16 protein-coding genes are annotated in these 19,862 nt (G+C 71.7%); 11 read left to right on the forward strand and 5 right to left on the reverse strand.

From position 1 onward, the window contains the following. Window positions 1-39: 39 nt before the first annotated feature. The 7 genes from OHA30_RS29595 to OHA30_RS29625 all read left to right on the forward strand — a co-directional run bounded on the left by OHA30_RS29595 (window position 40) and on the right by OHA30_RS29625 (window position 8,061). Window positions 40-1,356 carry an L-fuconate dehydratase gene (locus tag OHA30_RS29595; protein ID WP_328916931.1) on the forward strand — a complete coding sequence of 439 codons (1,317 nt, stop codon included), beginning with the start codon at window positions 40-42 and terminating at the stop codon, window positions 1,354-1,356. Further along, the gene (locus tag OHA30_RS29600; RefSeq protein WP_328916932.1) at window positions 1,353-2,183 is read left to right on the forward strand and encodes an SDR family NAD(P)-dependent oxidoreductase; all 831 of its coding nucleotides are present in this window, start codon (window positions 1,353-1,355) and stop codon (window positions 2,181-2,183) included. Before OHA30_RS29595 ends, OHA30_RS29600 begins: the two co-directional genes overlap by 4 nt. Window positions 2,184-2,291: 108 nt before the next feature. Then, window positions 2,292-3,329 carry a sugar ABC transporter substrate-binding protein gene (locus OHA30_RS29605; protein ID WP_328916933.1) on the forward strand — a complete coding sequence of 346 codons (1,038 nt, stop codon included), beginning with the start codon at window positions 2,292-2,294 and terminating at the stop codon, window positions 3,327-3,329. A 3-nt stretch (window positions 3,330-3,332) separates the two neighbouring features. After that, complete coding sequence (locus OHA30_RS29610) at window positions 3,333-4,967, forward strand: sugar ABC transporter ATP-binding protein (protein WP_328916934.1); 1,635 nt, start codon at window positions 3,333-3,335, stop codon at window positions 4,965-4,967. After that, window positions 4,964-6,004, forward strand: coding sequence for an ABC transporter permease (locus OHA30_RS29615; RefSeq protein ID WP_328916935.1), 1,041 nt, complete (start codon window positions 4,964-4,966; stop codon window positions 6,002-6,004). Before OHA30_RS29610 ends, OHA30_RS29615 begins: the two co-directional genes overlap by 4 nt. 176 nt (window positions 6,005-6,180) lie before the next feature. Beyond that, window positions 6,181-7,209, forward strand: coding sequence for an aldo/keto reductase (locus OHA30_RS29620; RefSeq protein WP_328916936.1), 1,029 nt, complete (start codon window positions 6,181-6,183; stop codon window positions 7,207-7,209). Window positions 7,210-7,212: 3 nt separating this feature from the next. Beyond that, window positions 7,213-8,061 carry an amidohydrolase family protein gene (locus OHA30_RS29625; protein ID WP_328916937.1) on the forward strand — a complete coding sequence of 283 codons (849 nt, stop codon included), beginning with the start codon at window positions 7,213-7,215 and terminating at the stop codon, window positions 8,059-8,061. 381 nt (window positions 8,062-8,442) lie between these two features. Here the strand turns inward: OHA30_RS29625 and OHA30_RS29630 are convergent, their stop codons facing one another. Together OHA30_RS29630 and OHA30_RS29635 are read right to left on the reverse strand one after the other, a co-directional pair. Next, window positions 8,443-9,114 carry a FadR/GntR family transcriptional regulator gene (locus tag OHA30_RS29630; protein WP_328916938.1) on the reverse strand — a complete coding sequence of 224 codons (672 nt, stop codon included), beginning with the start codon at window positions 9,112-9,114 and terminating at the stop codon, window positions 8,443-8,445. 20 nt (window positions 9,115-9,134) lie between these two features. Beyond that, complete coding sequence (locus tag OHA30_RS29635; RefSeq protein ID WP_328916939.1) at window positions 9,135-10,052, reverse strand: helix-turn-helix domain-containing protein; 918 nt, start codon at window positions 10,050-10,052, stop codon at window positions 9,135-9,137. Window positions 10,053-10,117: 65 nt separating this feature from the next. On the opposite strand from OHA30_RS29635, the gene OHA30_RS29640 reads away from it, so the two are divergent. Beyond that, window positions 10,118-10,693 (forward strand): TIGR03086 family metal-binding protein, encoded by a 576-nt coding sequence (locus OHA30_RS29640; protein WP_328916940.1) that lies wholly within the window; start codon window positions 10,118-10,120, stop codon window positions 10,691-10,693. Then, window positions 10,690-11,454 carry a hypothetical protein gene (locus OHA30_RS29645; RefSeq protein WP_328916941.1) on the forward strand — a complete coding sequence of 255 codons (765 nt, stop codon included), beginning with the start codon at window positions 10,690-10,692 and terminating at the stop codon, window positions 11,452-11,454. Before OHA30_RS29640 ends, OHA30_RS29645 begins: the two co-directional genes overlap by 4 nt. Window positions 11,455-11,528: 74 nt before the next feature. Here OHA30_RS29645 and glpK read toward each other — a convergent pair whose 3' ends face one another. The 3 genes from glpK to OHA30_RS29660 all read right to left on the reverse strand — a co-directional run bounded on the left by glpK (window position 11,529) and on the right by OHA30_RS29660 (window position 14,971). After that, window positions 11,529-13,079: a glycerol kinase GlpK gene (glpK, locus tag OHA30_RS29650; RefSeq protein WP_328916942.1), complete on the reverse strand. Its 1,551-nt coding sequence runs from the start codon at window positions 13,077-13,079 to the stop codon at window positions 11,529-11,531. Window positions 13,080-13,141: 62 nt separating this feature from the next. Next, window positions 13,142-13,930: an MIP/aquaporin family protein gene (locus OHA30_RS29655; RefSeq protein WP_328916943.1), complete on the reverse strand. Its 789-nt coding sequence runs from the start codon at window positions 13,928-13,930 to the stop codon at window positions 13,142-13,144. 279 nt (window positions 13,931-14,209) lie between these two features. Beyond that, complete coding sequence (locus tag OHA30_RS29660) at window positions 14,210-14,971, reverse strand: IclR family transcriptional regulator (RefSeq protein ID WP_328916944.1); 762 nt, start codon at window positions 14,969-14,971, stop codon at window positions 14,210-14,212. A 253-nt stretch (window positions 14,972-15,224) separates the two neighbouring features. On the opposite strand from OHA30_RS29660, the gene metH reads away from it, so the two are divergent. Further along, complete coding sequence (gene metH / locus OHA30_RS29665; protein ID WP_328916945.1) at window positions 15,225-18,746, forward strand: methionine synthase; 3,522 nt, start codon at window positions 15,225-15,227, stop codon at window positions 18,744-18,746. Window positions 18,747-19,074: 328 nt separating this feature from the next. Further along, a complete protein-coding gene (locus tag OHA30_RS29670) occupies window positions 19,075-19,776 on the forward strand; it encodes an HAD family hydrolase (protein ID WP_328916946.1) in 702 nt (233 codons plus the stop codon). Window positions 19,777-19,862 lie beyond the last annotated feature (86 nt).

Raw genomic sequence — 19,862 nt, forward strand, 5'->3', positions numbered from 1 at the left:
CATCGAAAAAAGATCCGATGTCTTCCGACGGGAGTGTGCATGAGTCCGACCATCACCGAGGTCGAGGTCTACGACATCCGCTTTCCGACCTCGGAGCAGCTCGACGGCTCGGACGCCATGAATCCCGACCCCGACTACTCCGCCGCCTATGTCGTACTCCGTACGGATGCGCCCGGCGACCTGGCGGGGTACGGCTTCTGCTTCACGATCGGCCGCGGCAACGACGTCGTCGCCGCCGCGATCAGGACCCTCCGACCCTATGTCGTCGGGCGCGGGGTGGACAGTGTGACCGGTGATCTCGGCGCCTTCTACCGGCTGCTCACCCACGACTCCCAACTGCGCTGGCTGGGCCCGGAGAAGGGCGTGATGCACATGGCGGCCGGCGCGGTCGTCAACGCCGCCTGGGACCTGGCCGCCCGCCGGGCCGGCCGCCCGGTCTGGGAACTGCTGGCCGGTATGACCCCCGAGGAACTGGTCGACCTGGTCGACTTCCGCTACCTCAGCGACGCCCTCACCCGTGACGAGGCGCTGGAGATCCTGCGCCGCGCCGAGCCCGGCCGGGCCGAGCGCGCCGCGCTGCTGCGCGCCCGCGGCTACCCCGCCTACACCACCGAGCCCGGCTGGCTCGGCTACTCCGACGAGAAGCTGACCCGGCTGGCCAAGGAGGCCGTCGCCGCGGGCTTCGGGCAGATCAAGCTCAAGGTCGGCGGCGACCTGGACGACGACCTGCGCCGGATGCGGCTGGCCCGCGAGGCGGTCGGCCCCGACATCCGGATCGCCGTGGACGCCAACCAGCGCTGGGACGTGGCCGAGGCCGTCGACTGGATGAAGGCCCTGGCACCGTACGACCCGTACTGGATCGAGGAGCCCACCAGCCCCGACGACGTCCTCGCGCACGCCGCCGTACGCGCCCAGCAGCCGGTCCCGGTCGCCACCGGCGAACACGTCGCCAACCGCGTGGTGTTCAAGCAGCTGCTCCAGGCCGAGGCGGTCGACTTCGTGCAGATCGACGCCGCCCGGGTCGGCGGGGTCAACGAGAATGTCGCGATCCTGCTGCTCGCCGCCAAGTTCGGCGTCCCGGTCTGCCCGCACGCGGGCGGTGTGGGCCTGTGCGAACTCGTCCAGCATCTGTCGATGTTCGACTACGTGGCCGTCTCCGGCAGTTGGGACGACCGGGTGATCGAGTACGTTCCCCACCTGCACGAGCACTTCACCGACCCGGTGGTGATGGAGAACGGCCGCTACCAGGCTCCCAGCGCGCCCGGCTTCTCCGCCCGCATGGCCGATGACACCCTCACCGACTACCGCTACCCCGACGGCCCGGTCTGGGTGGCCCGACAGGAGCTCTCCCGATGACCGAGCAGACCCGTGAGCCCGAGCAGACCGCCGCCCCCGCCACTCTCGCCGCTCCCGTCCAGGACTTCGCCGGCCTGAGCGCCCTGGTCACCGGCGGCGCCTCCGGCATCGGCGCCGCCACCGCCGCGCTGCTGACCGCCCGCGGCGCCCGCGTCGCCGTCCTGGACCGCGACACGGCCGGCGCGCCCGAGGGCACCTTCCCGGTGACCGCCGACGTCACCTCCGACCAGGCCGTACGGGCCGCCGTGGGCCTGGCGGCGGCCGAACTCGGCGGCCTGCACATCCTGGTGAGCAACGCCGGCATCGGCGCCATCGGCACCGTCGAGGACAACCCCGACGACGAGTGGCGGCGGGTCATCGACATCAATGTCCTCGGCATGGTCAGGGCCGCCCGCGCGGCCCTTCCCCACCTGCGCGAGGCCGCCGCCGCGCGGCCCGGCTGCGCCTCGATCACCCACACCTGTTCCATCGCCGCCACCGCGGGGCTCCCTCAGCGGGCCCTGTACAGCGCGACCAAGGGCGCCGTACTCTCCCTCACCCTGGCGATGGCGGCCGACCACGTACGCGAAGGCGTCCGCGTCAACTGCGTCAACCCCGGAACCGCCGACACCCCCTGGATCGGCCGCCTCCTCGACCAGGCCGAGGACCCGGCCGCCGAGCGAGCGGCCCTCAACGCCCGCCAGCCGCTGGGTCGGCTGGTCAGCGCCGACGAGGTCGCCGCGGCGATCGCCTACCTGGCGAGCCCCGCGGCGGCGAGCGTCACCGGCACCGCGCTCGCCGTCGACGGCGGAATGCAGGGACTCCGCCTGCGACCCGCCGGCAACTGAGACCACCTGGCAGAACGCATCACTTCTGAGCCGCACCATCTCGTACCACCGCACGTCATCCCCCCACCGCGCCGACCACCCAACCAACTGAAAGGGCAGGACTCGACGATGAGACTGCGCACGACGACCGTGGCCGCCTGTGCCACTCTGCTCGCGGTCACCGCGCTCGCGGGCTGCAACAGAGGCAGCGACAGCAAGGCCGGCACCTCCGGCAAGGTCGGTATCGACCTGCCGCGCTCGGACAGCGACTTCTGGAACTCCTACAACAGCTACATAGAGAAGGGTGTCAAGGCGGGCGAGGTCTCCGCGCTGCCGCGCAGCAACTCGCAGAACGACATCGGCAAGCTCGTCGCCAATGTGACGAACTTCGCCAACCAGGGTGCCAAGGCCATCGTGATGGCCCCGCAGGACACCGGCGCCATCGCCTCCACCCTGGACACGCTCGCCAAGAAGAACATCCCGGTGATCAGCGTGGACACCCGCCCGGACAAGGGGCAGGTGTACATGGTGGTCCGGGCCGACAACAAGGCGTACGGCCAGAAGGCGTGCGAGTACCTGGGCGAGCAGCTCAAGGGACAGGGCAAGGTCGTCGAGTTCGAGGGCGCGCTCGACTCCATCAACGGCCGTGACCGCTCCGAGGCGTTCGCGTCCTGTATGAAGACCAAGTACCCGAACATCAAGGTCATCGCGCTGGCCACCGACTGGAAGGGCGATGTCGCCTCGGCCAAGCTACAGACGACGCTCGCCTCCGACCCGGACGTCAACGGCATCTACATGCAGGCCGGCGGGGTGTTCCTCCAGCCCACCCTCGCCCTCCTGGAGCAGAAGCACCTGCTCAAGCCGCCGGGCACGGCCGGTCACATCACGATCATCTCCAACGACGGCATCCCCGAGGAGTTCAAGGCGATCAAGGCCGGTCAGATCGACGCGACCATCTCCCAGCCCGCCGACCTCTACGCCAAGTACGCCCTCTACTACGCGAAGGAAGCCCTGGCCGGGAAGAAGTTCGCGCCCGGACCCACCGACCACGACTCCACGATCATCACGATCCCCAACGGCCTTGAGGACCAGCTGCCCGCGCCGCTGGTGACCAAGGACAACGTGGACGACGCCGGTCTGTGGGCCAATCAGCTCGGGAAGAGCTGACCCATGGGCGAGGCTCCATCGCCACCGGCGGTCCACGCCGAGGGCATCGTCAAACGGTTCGGGCCGACCGTCGCGCTCGACCGGGTGGGCATCACCGTCGCGGCCGGCGACTCGCACGCGCTGGTCGGCCGCAACGGAGCGGGCAAGTCCACCCTGGTGTCCGTGCTGACCGGGCTGCACACCCCGGACGCGGGCCGGGTCTCCTTCCAGGGCGTCCCGGCGCCCACGGCCGGTGACACCGCCGCGTGGCAGACCAAGGTGGCCTGCGTCTACCAGAAGTCGATGGTGGTGCCCGATCTGACCGTCGCGGAGAACCTGTTCCTCAACAGGTTCTCCGCGGGCCCGACGGCCGGCCCGACGGCCGACCCGGCAGCGGGCAAGGCGCCGGTCAAGGCGCCGGGTGCCGGGGGCGGGCGGCGCGGCTCGTACGGCCGGATCCGCTGGTCCGCGCTGCGCACCCGGGCCCGCGATCTGCTGGCCGAGTACGGGGTCGACGTGGACCCCGCCGCGCGGGCCGGTGATCTCACCGTCGAGCAGGGGCAGTTCGTGGAGATCGCGCGCGCCCTGTCCTTCGGCGCCCGCTTCATCATCCTCGACGAACCCACCGCGCAGCTCGACGCGGCCGGCATCGACCGGCTCTTCACCAAGCTGCGCGAGCTGCAACGGCAGGGCGTCGCCTTCCTGTTCATCTCCCACCACCTCCAGGAGGTCTACGACCTGTGCAGCACCGTCACGGTCTACCGTGACGCCCGCCATGTGCTGACCGCGCCCGTCGCCGACCTCGGGAAGACCGAACTCGTCGAGGCCATGACCGGCGAGGCCACGCACGGGACGACCGCCTGGCACGCCAAGGGCGCGGAAGCCGGGCCCGGGAAACCCGGCACAGGCGCCGAGGCCGTCCTGCGCGCCGAAGGGCTCGCCCTGGACGGCGTCTTCCAGCCCATCGACTTCGCCGTGCGCCCCGGCGAGGTACTGGGCCTGGCCGGGGCCACCGCCAGCGGCAACACCGCGCTCGGCGAGACCCTGGTGGGCCTGCGCAAGGCCACCGCGGGCCGTACCTCGGTGGCGGGCCGGCCGGTACGCCCGGGCAGCGTCCCGCACGCGCTGGGCGCCGGAATCGGCTACGTGCCGGAGGACCGGCACCGCCAGGGCCTCGTGCTGGGCCGCAGTGTCGCGGAGAACGCCACCCTCTCCGTGACCGACCAGCTCGGCCCGTACGGCACCGTCCTGCCGTCACGGACCCGGGCGTTCGCCCAGCGCATGATCAGCGCGCTGGACATCAAGACCTCGGGGCCCGCCCAGCCGGTCGCCGACCTGTCAGGCGGCAATCAGCAGAAGGTCGTCATCGCCCGGGCGCTGGCCCGCGAACCCCGGGTGCTGGTGGCGATCCGACCCACCGCGGGCGTGGACGTGAAGTCAAAGGACGCGCTGCTCGGCGTCGTCCGGGGGGTCGCCGACCGGGGGGACGCGGCCGTCATCGTCTCGGACGAACTGGACGACCTGCGGGTCTGCGACCGGGTGATCGCGCTCTTCCACGGACGGGTGATCGCCGAGTTCGGCAGCGGATGGACCGACCGGGACCTGGTCTCGGCGATGGAAGGGCTGCCCGCGGGCGGCGACGAGGGAGCCGAGGAATGAGTGACACCAGCCAGTTGACCGCCGCCGACCTGGCCGTACCGGGTCCACCGGGCACCGCCGCCGGGCGCTTCCAGCTCGCCCGCTACCGGGACCTGTCCCTGCTCCCGGTGATCTTCGTCCTGGGCGTGATCGGCTTCATCGTCTCGCCCGCCTTCCTGACCTCGGACAATCTGATCGGTGTGCTCCAGCAGTGCAGCGAGCTGAGTCTGCTGGTGCTCGGCGAGGCCATGATCCTGATCTGCGGCCGGATGGACCTGTCACTGGAGTCGACCATCGGGGTGGCCCCGGTGATCGCCATGTGGCTGGTCATGCCGAGCAGCGGCAGCGCCACGTACCACGGCATCGGGGTGCTGCCCGGGTGGATGTCGATACCGGCCTGTCTGGCGGTCGGTCTGCTGATCGGCGGCTTCAACGGCTTCATGATCCTCAAGCTGCGGGTCAACGGGTTCATCGCCACCCTCGGCATGCTCACCATGCTCCGCGGCCTCCAGGACGGCATCTCGCAGGGCAAGTCCATCGTCGAGGTGCCCGGATCCTTCTCCTACCTCGGCAAGGCGTCCTGGTTCGGGGCGCCCGCCGCGGTGTGGATCTGCCTGGTGCTCTTCGTCCTCGGCGGCCTCGCGCTCGGCTATCTGCGGCACGGCCGCGCGCTCTACGCCATCGGCGGCAACAGCGAGGCCGCCCGGGCGGCGGGCATCAGGGTCAACCGCATCACGTGGATCGTGCTGGCCGTCGGCAGCCTGCTCGCGGCCTTCGCGGGCGTCCTCTACGTCGGCCACTACGGCGCCGTCTCCTCCACCCAGGGCGACGGCTGGATCTTCCAGGTCTTCGCCGCCACCGTGATCGGCGGAGTCAGCCTCAACGGCGGCCGGGGCACGCTCTTCGGCGCCCTCACCGGTGTCGTGGCCCTCCAACTCGTGGTGAACGTGACCACGCTGGGCGGGGTGCCGCCGCTGTGGGACAAGTTCCTCTACGGTGCCATCATCATCGTCGCGCTGATCATCTCCCGCTTCGCCAGCGGCGAGAAGCAGGACTGAACACCCGGCGGCCCGCAGCCGGCGGGCCGTCACCTTCGGCGGCCCGCCCCCCGGCGGCCCGCCCCCCGGCGGCCCGCCCCCCGGCGGTCCGCTTACGGCGGCCCGTCACCCTCGGCGGTCCGCCGCCCGTACGCCCCTTGCCCTGTCCGACGAGCAACCAGGAGAGACACCTCACCATGCCCGTACCGGCACTGCCCCGGCTCGGCCTCGGCTGCGCGCCGCTGGCCAACCTCTACCAGGCCATCACCGACGAGGAGGCCGAGGCCACCGTGGCGGCCGCGTTCGACGCGGGCACCACGTATCTCGACACCGCGCCGCACTACGGCCTCGGCCGCTCGGAGGAGCGGCTGGGCCGGGCGCTGGCCGGCCGGGACCGTGCCTCGTACGTACTGTCCACCAAGGTCGGGCGCAGGCTGCGCGACCTCGAACCCGGCGAAGTCCCCGACGGCCAGGGCTTCACCGACACCCCCGACCGGGCCAGGGTCTGGGACTTCACCGCCGACGGCATCCGCGCCACGCTCGAAAGCTCACTGGAACGCCTCGGCGTGGACCATGTCGACATCGTGTACCTGCACGACGTCGAGGACCATCTGCGCGAGGTGTACGCGTCCGGCTTCCCCGCGCTCGCCGCGCTCCGCGACCAGGGGCTGGTCAAGGCCATCGGCTTCGGTATGAACTACAGCGGCGTCATGGCCCGGCTGGTCGCCGACCTCGATGTCGACGTGGTGCTGTGCGCGGGCCGCTGGACCCTGCTGGAACGCACGGCGTTCGACGACCTGCTGCCCGAGTGCGAGCGGCGCGGTACGCAGGTCGTCGTCGGCGGTGTCTACAACTCCGGGCTGCTGGCCGACCCCAAGCCCGGAGCGCACTACAACTACGTGGCCGCGCCCGAGGAGTTGCTGCGGCGTGCCCAGGACATGGCGGGCGTCTGCGCGGAGTTCGGGGTGCCGCTGCGGGCGGCCGCGCTGCGCTTCCCGTTCGCCCATCCCTCGGTGGTCTCGGCGGTGGTCGGCGCCGCGAGCCCGGCCGAAGTGCGGGACAACGCCGAGATGTTCGGGCACGACATCCCGGACGCCATGTGGCATGCGCTGGTCGAGCGCGGGCTGCTGGACGAGGACGTGCCGCTGCCGGTGGCGTCGGCCGGGGCCGGGCTGTCCGGCGAGCCGCTGTCCGAGGGCGGGGCCGGTCCCGTCGTGGGGGAGTGAGCGATGCGCATCGACGCCCATCACCATCTGTGGGATCTGGAACGGCGGCCGCAGCCCTGGCTCGTCGGCGACGCGCTCGACCCGATCGCCCGCACTTTCCGCTTCGCTGAGCTCGAACCCGACCTGGCCGCGCACGACATCCACGCGACCGTCGTCGTCCAGTCCAGCTCCTCCCTGGACGAGACGCGTGAACTGCTGGAGCTGGCGGAGCAGTCGGGCGGCCGGATCGCCGGAGTCGTCGGCTGGGCCGACCTCACCGACCCCGAACTGCCCGCCGTCCTCGCCTCGTTGGCGGCCACCGGCCCGCTGGTGGGGATACGGCACCAAGTGCAGGACGAGGCCGACCCGTGGTGGCTGGGCCGCCCCGAAGTCCGGGCGGGGCTGCGGGCGTTGGCCGACGCGGGGCTGGTCTACGACCTTCTCGTCACCCCGCGCGAGCTGACCGCGGCGGTGGCGACCGTACAGGCGCTGCCCGAGCTGCGGTTCGTGCTCGACCACGGCGGGAAGCCGCCGGTCGCGGCGGGGGAGTGGGAGCCGTGGGCCGGGCAGATCGCCGCGCTGGCGGCGCTGCCGCACGTCAGCTGCAAGCTCTCCGGACTGATCACGGAAGCGGACTGGGAGGAGTGGCGTCCGCGGGACGTACTTCCGTACGCCCGGCATCTGCTGGACGTTTTCGGGCCCGAGCGGGTGCTGTTCGGTTCGGACTGGCCGGTGTGCACGCTCGCCGGGCGGTACGCGGATGTGTTCGCGCTGGCCGAGCAGGCGACGGGTTCGCTGGCGCGGGCCGAGCGGGATGGGGTGCTGGGGGGGAACGCGGTGCGGGTCTATCGACTCCGCGGTGCTTTGAGCTGAGGGGGCCGCCGGTCCTGCCCCCACCGGTCGGTGCCCGGACCACCGGCCGGTGGTGGGTTGCTCGCGCCCCTAAACTTGCCCGGGCGTGCCCCCAGCGCCCCCTGTCCGCCTGCACTGCCCCCATCGGTCGGTTTCCGGACCACCCGCTGGTGGTGGGTTGCTCGCGCAGTTCCTCGCGCCCCTTGTTTGGGCTCGTCGCCGTGGTCAGGGTGGCCCCAGCGCCCCTGGCCGACCGCCCTGCCCTCGGCGGTCGGTTTCCGGGCCACCGGCCGGTGGCCGGTTGCTCGTGCCTCTGGGCCGACCGCCCTGCCCTGCCCTGCCCTGCCCTGCCCTGCCCTGCCCTGCCCTGCCCTGCCCTGCCCTGCCCTGCCCTGCCGGAGGCTAGAGCGTGGAGCGGAGCCATTGTTCGACGCTGGCGATGTGGACCGTGGACCAGGAGCGGGCCGCCTCCGCGTCGCGGTCCCGCAGGGCGGCCAGGATCGCGCGATGCTCCTGGAGGGTGCGGCTGATCGCGTCCTCCTGGGTGAGGCCGCGCCAGACCCGGGCCCGGGTGGTCGGCCCGGAGAGGCCGTCGAGCAGCGAGCACAGCACGGAGTTGCCGGAAGCCTGCACGATGCCGCGGTGGAACTCCAGGTCGGAGGCAACCAGTTCCTCCACGGACGGCTGCGGCCCGAGCGCGTCCAGCTTGCCGAAGAGCACGTCGAGCTCTTCGAACGGTATCCGGAGCGCGGCCATCGCCGTCGCGGCCGGCTCCAGGATGCGGCGCACCGCGAGGAATTCCAGGACCGTGTCGTCCCGGTGGAAGTCCACGACGAAGCTGAGCGCTTCCAGCAGGAGTTGGGGGTCGAGGCTGGTGACGTACGTGCCGTCGCCCTGGCGGACGTCGAGGATACGGATCAGGGAGAGCGCGCGGACGGCCTCCCGCAGGGAGTTGCGGGACAGACCGAGCTCGGCCGCGAGCTCGCTCTCCTTGGGGAGACGGTCGCCGGGCCGCAGCGCTCCGGAGACGATCATCTCCTTGATCTTCTCAATGGCCTCGTCGGTGACCGCCATGAGCGGGCCCTCCCCTTTGGTCAGGTCTTGCGACGCCGCCAGACCTCCGATGTATCCCGTCCATTATGGTCCACCTTCCCCCCATCCCCCAAGCGCTCGCTTTCCGCGGCGCCGCGCAGGGAAGTGCTGCCCGCCAGGGGCTGTGCGCGGGTGTAGCGGGAGGGCGGCGAGCCGACCGCCGCCGCGAAGTCACGGGTCAGGTGCGCCTGGTCCGCGTAGCCGAGGTCCGCGGACAGCGCCGCCCAGTCCACGTCCGCCCCCTCGTCCGCCCGTGCGGCGGCCTCGTGCAGCCGCGCCCTGCGCAGCACCCACTTCGGCGACGCCCCCACGTACTGCGCGAAGAGCCGCTGCAACCGCCGTACCGGCAGATCCAGCTCGCGGGCCAGCTCGTCCACCCGGAAGAGCTGCGGGCTCGCCGTGATCCGTTCCACCAGCGCCGCGACCTCCGCCACCCGCGGGTCCGTACCGGCGGGCGGCAGCACACCGAGCAGGAAGCCGTCGGTGAGCGCGGCCATCTCCGTGAGGTCGTCCAGCGCCAGCACCCGTTGGCCCACCTCGGCGACCTCCGGGCTGAACAGCCCGGCCGCCGGCACCGCGCGGTCCGCCAGCTCGGCCACCGGCCCCCCGGCCGGCGGCCGGAAGGCGCCCGGCCGGAACTTCACCCCGAACGCCTGGCCTCTGCCGTGCAGCACCCGGGTGAACACCCCACGCTGCACCCCGTACACCAGCGGCTCCGGCGGCTCGAAGACGAGATGCACATTCGGGTGCGCGAGCACCTTCTGCTCGTGGTCCGGCCGCCCCCGCAGATCCCACCGCGGATTCCAGTAGAACTCGACGAAGGGCGCCAGCGCGGCCGCGGGCGGGTGCGTCCGCACCTCGAAGAGGCTTGCGGCGACCGCCGGACGCAGCACCCCCCGGCCCATTCCGTGCCCGGTCATACGCCTCACCCTAGCTGTCGCGTTTCTTCAAGACCGGCCGCGCCGGGCCGCCTAGCGTCGGAGCCATGAACTTCCAGCCGCAGATCGCCTCGGCCGCCCGCGAAGCCGCCCGGATCACCGCCGCCGTCACCCCCGGGCAGCTTTCCGGCCCGACCCCCTGTCCCGACTACGACACCCGCGCCCTGGCCAACCATCTCGTCGCGTACACCGGCATCGGCATGGAGCTGCGCGCCCGGCGCGAACCGCACCCCGACGACCTGGCCGGCCGCGATTTCACCGCCGACCCCGACTGGGCCGCCGAGTACGCCGCCCAGCTCGACCGCTCGGTCGCCGCGTGGGCGGACCCGGCCGCCTGGGAGGGGGAGATCGGCACGGGCGAGGGCGCGATGCCGGCCGACGCGACGGCCGGCATGCTCTTCCTCGAACTGACCCTGCACGCCTGGGACCTGGCCAGGGCCACCGGCCAGGACTACCGCGCCGACGAGGAGACGGCCGCGCTGCTGCTGACCGTCGTCCGGGAACAGGCCGAGATGTACCGCCGGTACCAGGGCTTCGGCGCGCCCGTCACCCCGCCCGAAGGGGCCCGCGACCTGGAACTCGCTGTCGCGCTGTCCGGCCGCGACCCATACTGGGGCGCATGATCCAGCACGAACTCATCGCCCGGGTCCGGGAGATGTGCCACGCCGACGTACAGCTGCGCGCGGCCCTGATGTACGGCTCGTTCGCGGCGGGGGAGGGCGACGCGCACAGCGACATCGAGTTCTGGCTCTTCTTCGACCCCGCCCGGCGGGCCGCCCTCGACCCGGCGGCCTGGTGCGCCGAGGTCGCGCCGACCGAGCTGGTGCTGCTCAACGAGTTCGGCACCCACGTGGCGCTCTTCCCCGGCCCGGTACGCGGCGAGTTCCACTTCGCCACCACCGCGGACATCGCCTCGGTCGCCGAGTGGCCCGCGCGCGGCGCCGCGGTCGGCGCGATGGTCGTGGTCGACTGCGACGGCCTGCTCACCCCGGTGCTCGAAAAGGTGCCCGAGCGGCCCGCGATCCCCGTGGACCCCGACGAGATCGCGGACCTGTGCGGCCGGTTCGCCAACTGGCTGGTGCTCGCCCTGCACGTCACCGCGCGCGGCGAGCGGCTGCGGGCCCAGGACGCGCTGTGGCACGCCGCCCGCCATGTGCTGTGGATGGCCCGCCTCGCCGAGAACAGCACCGGCCACTGGCTGACCCCGTCCCGGGCCGCGGAGGCCGAGCTGCCCGCCCGTACGGTCGAGGCGGTCGCCGAGGGCACGCCCGCCGCGCTCTGGCGCGAGGGCCGCGACCGCTGGCGGACCCTGCTGGCCAGGACCGGCCGCCCGGAGCCCGCCACGCTCTTCGCGGAGCTGGACGCGCTGACCGCGAAGAGCTGAGCGGTCGGGACGCCGTACAAAACCGCTCGGGCCCGGCGGCCCCCGCACCGCCGAGCCCGTACGGCGTCATCCCCTCAGCGCTCGTCCTCGACCCAGTCCATGGTCCGCTGCACGGCCTTGAGCCAGTACCTGTACTCCCGGTCCCGGACGGCCGCGTCCATCCGGGGGGTCCACTCGGCGTCCTTCTTCCAGTTGGCGCGCAGCGCGTCCGTGTCCGGCCAGAAGCCGACCGCGAGACCGGCCGCGTAGGCCGCGCCCAGACAGGTGGTCTCGGCGACCATCGGCCGCACCACGGGCACGTCCATCGCGTCGGCGAGGATCTGCATCAGCAGATTGTTCGCCGTCATGCCGCCGTCGACCTTGAGCGTGGTCAGCTCCACCCCGGCGTCCTTGGCCATCGCGTCGGCGATCTCCCGGGTCTGCCAGGCGGTGGCCTCCAGCACGGCGCGCGCGATGTGCCCCTTGGTGACGTAACTGGTCAGCCCGGCGATCACCCCGCGCGCGTCGTCGCGCCAGTAGGGCGCGAACAGACCGGAGAAGGCCGGTACGAAGTACGCGCCGCCGTTGTCCTCCACCGTCGAGGCCAGGTCCTCGATCTCGGCGGCCGTGCTGATCAGGCCCATCCGGTCGCGCATCCACTGCACCAGCGAACCGGTCACCGCGATCGAGCCCTCAAGGGCGTAGACCGGTGCGTCGTCGCCGATCCGGTAGCCGACGGTGGTGATCAGGCCGTTGTAGGAGTTGACGGGCTTGTGGCCGGTGTTCATCAGCAGGAAGGTGCCGGTGCCGTAGGTGGACTTGCCCTCGCCCTCGGCGAAACAGGTCTGCCCGAAGAGCGCGGCCTGCTGGTCGCCGAGCGCGGAGGCCACCGGGACGTCGTGCAGACCGCCGATGCTGGTCGTGCCGTACACCTCGGAGGACGAGCGGATCTCGGGCAGCACGGAGGCCGGGACGCCGATCGAGTCGAGGATCTTCTGCTCCCAGGCGAGGGTGCGCAGATTCATCAGCAGGGTGCGCGAGGCGTTGGTGACGTCGGTGACGTGCACCCCGCCGTCCACCCCGCCGGTGAGGTTCCAGATCACCCAGGAGTCCATGGTGCCGAAGAGGATGTCGCCGCGTTCGGCCCGCTCCCGCAGACCCTCGACGTTGTCCAGCAGCCAGCGGATCTTGGGCCCGGCGAAGTACGACGCGAGCGGCAGACCCGTCTCGCGCCGGAAGCGGTCCTTGCCGACGTTGCGGCCCAGCTCCCGGCAGAGCGCGTCGGTACGGGTGTCCTGCCATACCAGCGCGTGGTGCACCGGCTCACCGGTGTGCCGGTCCCACATCATGGTGGTCTCGCGCTGGTTGGTGATGCCGATCGCCTTGACGTCGGAGGGCGCGAAGCCCTCGACGTCCTGTGCGGCCTTGCGCAGGGCGCCCGCCACCACCTCCTGGACATTGGTCCAGATCTCGGTGGCGTCGTGCTCCACCCAGCCGGGCTTGGGGAAGAACTGCTCGTGCTCCTTCTGGTCCACCGCGACGATCCGGCCCTCGCGGTCGAAGACGATGCAGCGGCTCGACGTGGTGCCCTGGTCGATGGCGGCGATGTACGGGCCGGTGCCCTGGTGGCTCTGGTGGTCGATCACGGTGGATGTGCTCCTCGAAGGGGTCGGCGCCGGGTGGGTCGGGGGGTGGGAGCCGGCGCGGCTCAGGCGAAGGCCAGCTTGTACAGTCCGCCGGCTATGGCGGCCCCGGCCAGCGGGCCGACCACGGGAATCCACGAGTAGCTCCAGTCGGAGCCGCCCTTGTTCGGCAGCGGCAGGAGGCTGTGCACGATACGGGGGCCGAGATCACGGAACGGGTTGATCGCGTACCCGGTGGGCCCGCCGAGGGACAGACCGATGCCGACGACCAGGAGGGAGGTGAGCAGTATGCCCAGACCGTTGAGCGCCAGGCCGTCGGTCATGCCCTGGGTGAGGATGAACAGCACCAGTACGGCGGTGGCGATGGCCTCGGTGAGCAGGTTCTGCACGGGGTTGCGGATCTCCGGGCCGGTGGAGAAGACGCCGAGTACCGGGCCGCCGGGCAGTGACCCGTTCTCCGTGCTCGGGCCCGCCGGGTCGCCGCCGTGGCCGGCCAGCACCTCGGGGTCGGTCAGATGCGCGTGGAACTGGCCCAGGTAGACCAGCCAGACCAGTAAGGCACCGAGGACCGCGCCGACGAACTCGCCGATCAGGTAGTAGGGCATCGTGCTCCACTGACCGGTCTTTATCGCCACGCCGAGGGTGACGGCGGGGTTCAGCTCGCCACCGGAGTAGCCGTTGGCGATGTAGGCGCCGGCCATGACGCCGAGACCCCAGCCGAAGGAGATCGCGACCCAGCCGGCGCCCTTGGCCTTCGACTTCTTGAGGGTCACGGCTGCGCACACGCCGGCACCGAGCAGTATGAGGACCGCCGTGCCGAAGATCTCGCCGACGACGATATGGCCGTGGGACATGGAGACTCCCTTGTCTAGGTCTGTCCTAGGTCCATGAACGGCCGACAGCAATTCCGTCCGGTGTTCGACATTGTCGACCGCTGGACGAGAGTGTTCTCTCCTGGGGCGGATGAGGTCAAGAGAGGTGCGGTCGAAGGCCCCGGCGTGGCGGAAATCCACCGGTACGCGGCCGGACCCGAGGGGATCGGGCGACTCTGCGCCGAAAGGGTGAGACACGGGACCGGCGGCCGGACACGTACGGTCACGGCCCGGACGGGCCGCGAGAGCCGGAAGGCGTCCTCAGAAGCGCCCGGCGCCCAGGTCGCGCGAGACCGCACGCGCGCAGTCCCGTACGGCCGCGACCAGCCACGCCTTGACGCCCTCGGGGTCGCACATCCGCTCCACCGCGCCGGTGATGCCCACCGCGCCCACGGGTATCCGGCGCCGGTCGTAGACGGGCGCGGCGATCGAGGCCACGCCCTCCCAGGTCTCCTCCAGGTCGGCGGCCCAGCCCCGGGCCCGGGTCAGCGCCAGCGCGGTCTCGAAGTCCGCCGGCCCGGTGACCGTCCGCGCGGTCAGCGCGGCCCGCTCGCCCTCGACGGCCTCGTCGTGCGCCGCCCTGTCGAAGGCCGAAAGCACCTTGCCCAGCGCGGTGCTGTGCAGCGGCTGCATGGCCCCCACCTCCAGCACCTGGCGGCTGTCGTCGGGGCGGAAGACGTGGTGCACGATCAGCACGCCGCGATGATGGAGTACGCCCAGATACGCCGCCTCGCCGCTGGACCTGGCCAGGTCGTCGGTCCACACCAGGGCGCGGGCCCGCAGCTCGTGCACGTCCAGATAGCTGTTGCCCAGGCGCAGCAGCTCGGCGCCCAGCTGGTACTTGCCGCCGGGCTCCTGCTCGACCAGGCCCTCCTGCTGGAGGGTGCGCAGGAGGCCGTGCGCGGTGCCCTTGGCCAGGCCCAGCGAGGTGGCGACGTCCGACAGGCCCAGACGCCGGTCGTCGCCCGCCAGCAGCCGCAGGATCGCCGCCGCGCGTTCCAGCGACTGGATGGAACCTGGCATCGCACGCTCTCCAAGGAAGGACGGCAGGACGGCGTTCGCCCCACCCCGGTCGACAATGTCGACCTCCATCATCGCAGAGTCGAGTGTGTCATCACCCGTCCGGCCCTTGGAACGGGCATCCGGCCCTCGGGATGGCGACGGGGTCGAACGGCTACTCTGGCCTGGTGCGCTGTCCTTCCGTGGTGAGGAAACAGTCTCTTTGCGGGAGGAAGGGCGCATAGCCGACAGCCGTCGCATCCCAGGGAGCAGTCTCATGGCCTTGCCGTCCCCGTCGTCCCCCGCCTCCGTGGCCGCCGCGAGCAACGCCCGCGCCGCCGCCCTCCGCGAGGCTCTTGCCTCCCGCGTCGTGGTCGCCGACGGCGCCATGGGCACCATGCTCCAGGCGCAGGACCCGACCCTGGACGACTTCCAGCAGCTCGAAGGCTGCAACGAGATCCTCAACCTCACCCGCCCCGACATCGTGCGCTCGGTCCACGAGGCGTACTTCGCGGTGGGCGTGGACTGCGTGGAGACCAACACCTTCGGCGCCAACCACGCCGCGCTCGGCGAGTACGACATCCCCGAGCAGATCCACGAGCTGTCCGAGGCCGGCGCCCGGCTGGCCCGCGAGGTCGCCGACGACTTCGCCACCGACGGCCGCCCGCGCTGGGTGCTCGGCTCGATCGGCCCCGGCACCAAGCTGCCCACCCTGGGCCACGCCCCGTACGCCCTGCTCCGCGACGGTTACCAGGCCAACGCGGCCGGGCTGATCGCCGGTGGCGCCGACGCGCTGCTGGTGGAGACCACCCAGGACCTGCTCCAGACCAAGGCCGCCCTGATCGGCGCCCGGCGCGCGATGACCGCGGCCGGCGCCGACCTGCCGCTGATCTGCAGCGTGACCGTCGAGACCACCGGCACCATGCTGCTCGGCTCCGAGATCGGCGCCGCGCTCACCGCGCTCGAACCGCTCGGCATCGACATGATCGGCCTGAACTGCGCGACCGGCCCCGCCGAGATGAGCGAGCACCTGCGCTACCTGGCCCGGCACTCGCGCATCCCGCTGTCCTGCATGCCCAACGCGGGACTGCCGGTGCTCGGCAAGGACGGCGCCCACTACCCGCTGACCCCCGAGCAGCTCGCCGACGCCCATGAGGTGTTCGCCCGCGACTACGGCCTGTCGCTGATCGGCGGCTGCTGCGGCACCACGCCCGAGCACCTGCGGCAACTGGTCGAGCGGGTCGGCGGCCAGGACCTCACCCCCCGCACCTGGCGCCCCGAGCCCGGCGCCGCCTCGCTCTACCAGACCGTGCCCTTCCGGCAGGACTCCTCCTATCTGGCGATCGGCGAGCGCACCAACGCCAACGGCTCCCGCAAGTTCCGCGAGGCGATGCTCGACGCCCGCTGGGAGGACTGCGTGGAGATGGCCCGCGACCAGATCCGCGAGGGCGCCCACCTGCTCGACCTGTGCGTGGACTACGTCGGCCGGGACGGCGTCGCCGACATGGCCGAACTCGCGGGCCGCTTCGCGACCGCCTCCACCCTGCCCATCGTGCTGGACTCCACCGAGGTGCCGGTGCTGCGCGCCGGACTGGAGAAGCTCGGCGGCCGCGCGGTGCTCAACTCCGTCAACTACGAGGACGGCGACGGCCCCGAGTCCCGCTTCGCCCTGGTCACCCAGCTCGCCGTCGAACACGGCGCGGCCCTGATCGCGCTGACCATCGACGAGGAGGGGCAGGCCCGTACCAGCGAGAAGAAGGTCGAGATCGCCCAGCGGCTGATCGCCGACCTCACGGGCAACTGGGGCATCCAGGAGTCCGACATCCTCATCGACTGCCTGACCTTCACCATCTGCACCGGCCAGGAGGAGTCCAGGGGCGACGGCGTCTCCACCATCGAGGCGATCCGCGAACTCAAGCGCCGCCACCCCGATGTGCAGACCACCCTCGGCCTGTCCAACATCTCCTTCGGCCTCAACCCCGCCGCCCGGGTCGTGCTCAACTCGGTCTTCCTGGACGAGTGCGTGAAGGCCGGACTCGACTCCGCCATCGTGCACGCCTCCAAGATCCTGCCGATCGCCCGCATCCCCGAGGAGCAGCGGCAGATCGCCTACGACCTGGTCTACGACAACCGCCGGGAGGGCTACGACCCGCTCCAGCGGCTGATGGAGGTCTTCGAGGGCGTCGACAGCAAGTCGGTCAAGGCGGGCAAGGCCGAGGAGCTGATGGCCCTCCCGCTGGACGAACGCCTCCAGCGCCGCATCATCGACGGCGAGAAGAACGGCCTGACCGCCGACCTCGACGAGGCACTGGCCGAGCGCCCGGCGCTGGCCATCGTCAACGACACGCTGCTGGCCGGGATGAAGGTCGTCGGCGAGCTGTTCGGCTCGGGCCAGATGCAACTGCCGTTCGTGCTCCAGTCCGCCGAGGTGATGAAGACCGCGGTGGCCTACTTGGAGCCGCACATGGAGAAGAGCGACGCCGAAGGAAAGGGCACGATCGTGCTCGCCACCGTCCGCGGCGACGTGCACGACATCGGCAAGAACCTGGTCGACATCATCCTGTCCAACAACGGCTACAACGTCGTCAACCTCGGTATCAAGCAGCCGGTTTCGGCGATCCTGGACGCCGCGCAGGAGCACGCGGCCGATGTCATCGGCATGTCGGGACTGCTGGTGAAGTCCACGGTGATCATGAAGGAGAACCTGGAGGAGCTCAACCAGCGCGGCCTGTCCACCGACTACCCGGTGATCCTCGGCGGCGCCGCGCTGACCCGCGCCTACGTCGAGCAGGATCTGCACGAGATCTACCAGGGCGAGGTGCGCTATGCCCGGGACGCCTTCGAGGGCCTGCGGCTGATGGACGCCCTCATCGGCGTCAAGCGCGGAGTGCCCGGCGCCGCACTGCCCGAGCTCAAGGCCCGCCGGGTGGCCAAGCGCGACCTCCCGGAGGAGGAGCCCGAGGTCAACCTCGGCCAGATCCGCTCCGACGTCGCCGTGGACAACCCGGTGCCGACCCCGCCGTTCTGGGGCAGCCGGATCGTCAAGGGCATCCAGCTCGCCGACTACTCCTCCTGGCTGGACGAGGGCGCGCTGTTCAAGGGCCAGTGGGGTCTGAAGCAGGCGAAGGCCGGCGGGCCCACGTACGAGGAACTGGTCGAGTCCGAGGGCCGGCCGCGGCTGCGCGGGCTGCTCACCAAGCTCCAGTCCGAGGGCCTGCTGGAGGCCGCCGTCACCTACGGCTACTTCCCCTGCGTCTCCAAGGGCGACGACCTGATCGTGCTGAGCGAGGACGGCACCGAGCGCACCCGCTTCACCTTCCCCCGGCAGCGGCGCGGACGGCGGCTGTGCCTGGCCGACTTCTTCCGGCCCGAGGAGTCCGGCGAGACCGATGTGGTCGGCTTCCAGATCGTCACCGTCGGCTCGCGGATCGGTGAGCAGACCGCGGAGCTCTTCGCCGCCAACGCCTACCGCGAGTACATGGAGCTGCACGGGCTGTCGGTCCAGCTCGCCGAGGCGCTCGCCGAGTACTGGCACGCCCGGGTCCGCTCCGAGCTGGGCTTCCACGGTGAGGACCCCGAGCAGGTCGAGGACATGTTCGCGCTGAAGTACCGCGGCGCCCGCTTCTCGCTCGGCTACGGTGCCTGCCCCGACCTGGAGGACCGGGCCAAGATCGCCGACCTGCTGGAGCCCGAGCGGATCGGTGTCCACCTCTCCGAGGAGTTCCAGCTGCACCCGGAGCAGTCCACGGACGCGATCGTCATCCACCACCCGGAGGCGAAGTACTTCAACGCCCGCTGAGCGGGTCCGGGGCCCGGCACCGGGCCCCGGCACTGAACACGTACTGAACGGCCGCTGGGCGGTCACTGAACGCCGCCGGGCGCCCCTCCGCCGCCAGGACTCCGCCCGGCCGCGCGCGGGGCCGTAAGGGGGCGTTCAGCGGCCGTTCGGGTGCCCGCCCGGCGTGCGTAGGGCGCCGCGCACCGGGCCGCCGTACAATGGACGGTCCGGCGAAGGCCGGTCGCCGACCCCCGAGCGGGGCCCGGCGGCCGGCCTTCGTGCCCCCCGGAAACGGGCGCGCCCGCACCGCGAGCTGCCGGGAGACGGACCGAACCGAGGAGTGGCGCGTATGACCAGCAGCATCCCCGTCGCCGACGCCCGTACGGACCGGCGCCCCGCGCCGCACGCGGTGCTGCTGGACCTGGACGGCACCCTGGTGGACACCGAAGGGCTGTGGTGGGCGGCGGAGTCCGAGGTTTTCGCGGACCTCGGGCATGTGCTGGACGAGTCGCACCGGGCGGTGGTGGTCGGCGGGCCGATGACCCGCAGCGTCGGGCATCTGATCACCGCGACCGGCACCACCGCCACCCTCGCCGAGCTGACGACGCTGATCAACGCCCGCTTCGAGGAGCTGATCGTGCGCGGTGCGCCGCTGATGCCGGGCGCCCGCCGGCTGCTGACCGAGCTGTCCGCGCACGGCATCCCCACCGCGCTGGTCTCCGCCTCCCACCGGCGCACCATCGACGTGATGCTGCGTTCGCTCGGCAGCCGGCACTTCGCCTTCACGCTGGCCGGGGACGAGATCGCCCGCACCAAGCCGCACCCGGACCCGTATCTGACCGCCGCGGCCCGGCTCGGCGCCCACCCCGCGGCCTGTGTGGTCGTCGAGGACACCCTCACCGGGGTGGCCTCCGCCGAGGCGGCCGGCTGCCATGTCGTCGCGGTGCCCTCGGTGGTCCCGATCGACCCCGCACCCGGGCGTACGGTCGTCCGCTCGCTCGAAGAGCTGAGCATTCCCTTTCTGCGCTCTTTGAACACACGTATTCACTGAGCGTGCCCGCCCGGCGAATCCCGTCCGCCACAGCACGCAACTTTGGTATCCCGTTGGTGCTGATCACACCCAATCTCGGTATCGTC

The sequence above is a fragment of the Streptomyces sp. NBC_00223 genome (genome assembly GCF_036199905.1).
GTDB lineage: Bacteria > Actinomycetota > Actinomycetes > Streptomycetales > Streptomycetaceae > Actinacidiphila.

Bases quoted from the DNA above. Each gene is read 5' to 3' on its own strand.
- metH (WP_328916945.1), top strand. From the start codon at position 15,225: ATGGCCTTGCCGTCCCCGTCGTCCCCCGCCTCCGTGGCCGCCGCGAGC.
- OHA30_RS29615 (WP_328916935.1), top strand. From the start codon at position 4,964: ATGAGTGACACCAGCCAGTTGACCGCCGCCGACCTGGCCGTACCGGGT.
- OHA30_RS29640 (WP_328916940.1), top strand. From the start codon at position 10,118: ATGAACTTCCAGCCGCAGATCGCCTCGGCCGCCCGCGAAGCCGCCCGG.
- OHA30_RS29670 (WP_328916946.1), top strand. From the start codon at position 19,075: ATGACCAGCAGCATCCCCGTCGCCGACGCCCGTACGGACCGGCGCCCC.
- OHA30_RS29605 (WP_328916933.1), top strand. From the start codon at position 2,292: ATGAGACTGCGCACGACGACCGTGGCCGCCTGTGCCACTCTGCTCGCG.
- OHA30_RS29610 (WP_328916934.1), top strand. From the start codon at position 3,333: ATGGGCGAGGCTCCATCGCCACCGGCGGTCCACGCCGAGGGCATCGTC.
- OHA30_RS29625 (WP_328916937.1), top strand. From the start codon at position 7,213: ATGCGCATCGACGCCCATCACCATCTGTGGGATCTGGAACGGCGGCCG.
- OHA30_RS29645 (WP_328916941.1), top strand. From the start codon at position 10,690: ATGATCCAGCACGAACTCATCGCCCGGGTCCGGGAGATGTGCCACGCC.
- OHA30_RS29655 (WP_328916943.1), bottom strand. From the start codon at position 13,930: ATGTCCCACGGCCATATCGTCGTCGGCGAGATCTTCGGCACGGCGGTC.
- OHA30_RS29630 (WP_328916938.1), bottom strand. From the start codon at position 9,114: ATGGCGGTCACCGACGAGGCCATTGAGAAGATCAAGGAGATGATCGTC.
- OHA30_RS29660 (WP_328916944.1), bottom strand. From the start codon at position 14,971: ATGCCAGGTTCCATCCAGTCGCTGGAACGCGCGGCGGCGATCCTGCGG.
- OHA30_RS29620 (WP_328916936.1), top strand. From the start codon at position 6,181: ATGCCCGTACCGGCACTGCCCCGGCTCGGCCTCGGCTGCGCGCCGCTG.
- OHA30_RS29635 (WP_328916939.1), bottom strand. From the start codon at position 10,052: ATGACCGGGCACGGAATGGGCCGGGGGGTGCTGCGTCCGGCGGTCGCC.
- OHA30_RS29600 (WP_328916932.1), top strand. From the start codon at position 1,353: ATGACCGAGCAGACCCGTGAGCCCGAGCAGACCGCCGCCCCCGCCACT.
- OHA30_RS29595 (WP_328916931.1), top strand. From the start codon at position 40: ATGAGTCCGACCATCACCGAGGTCGAGGTCTACGACATCCGCTTTCCG.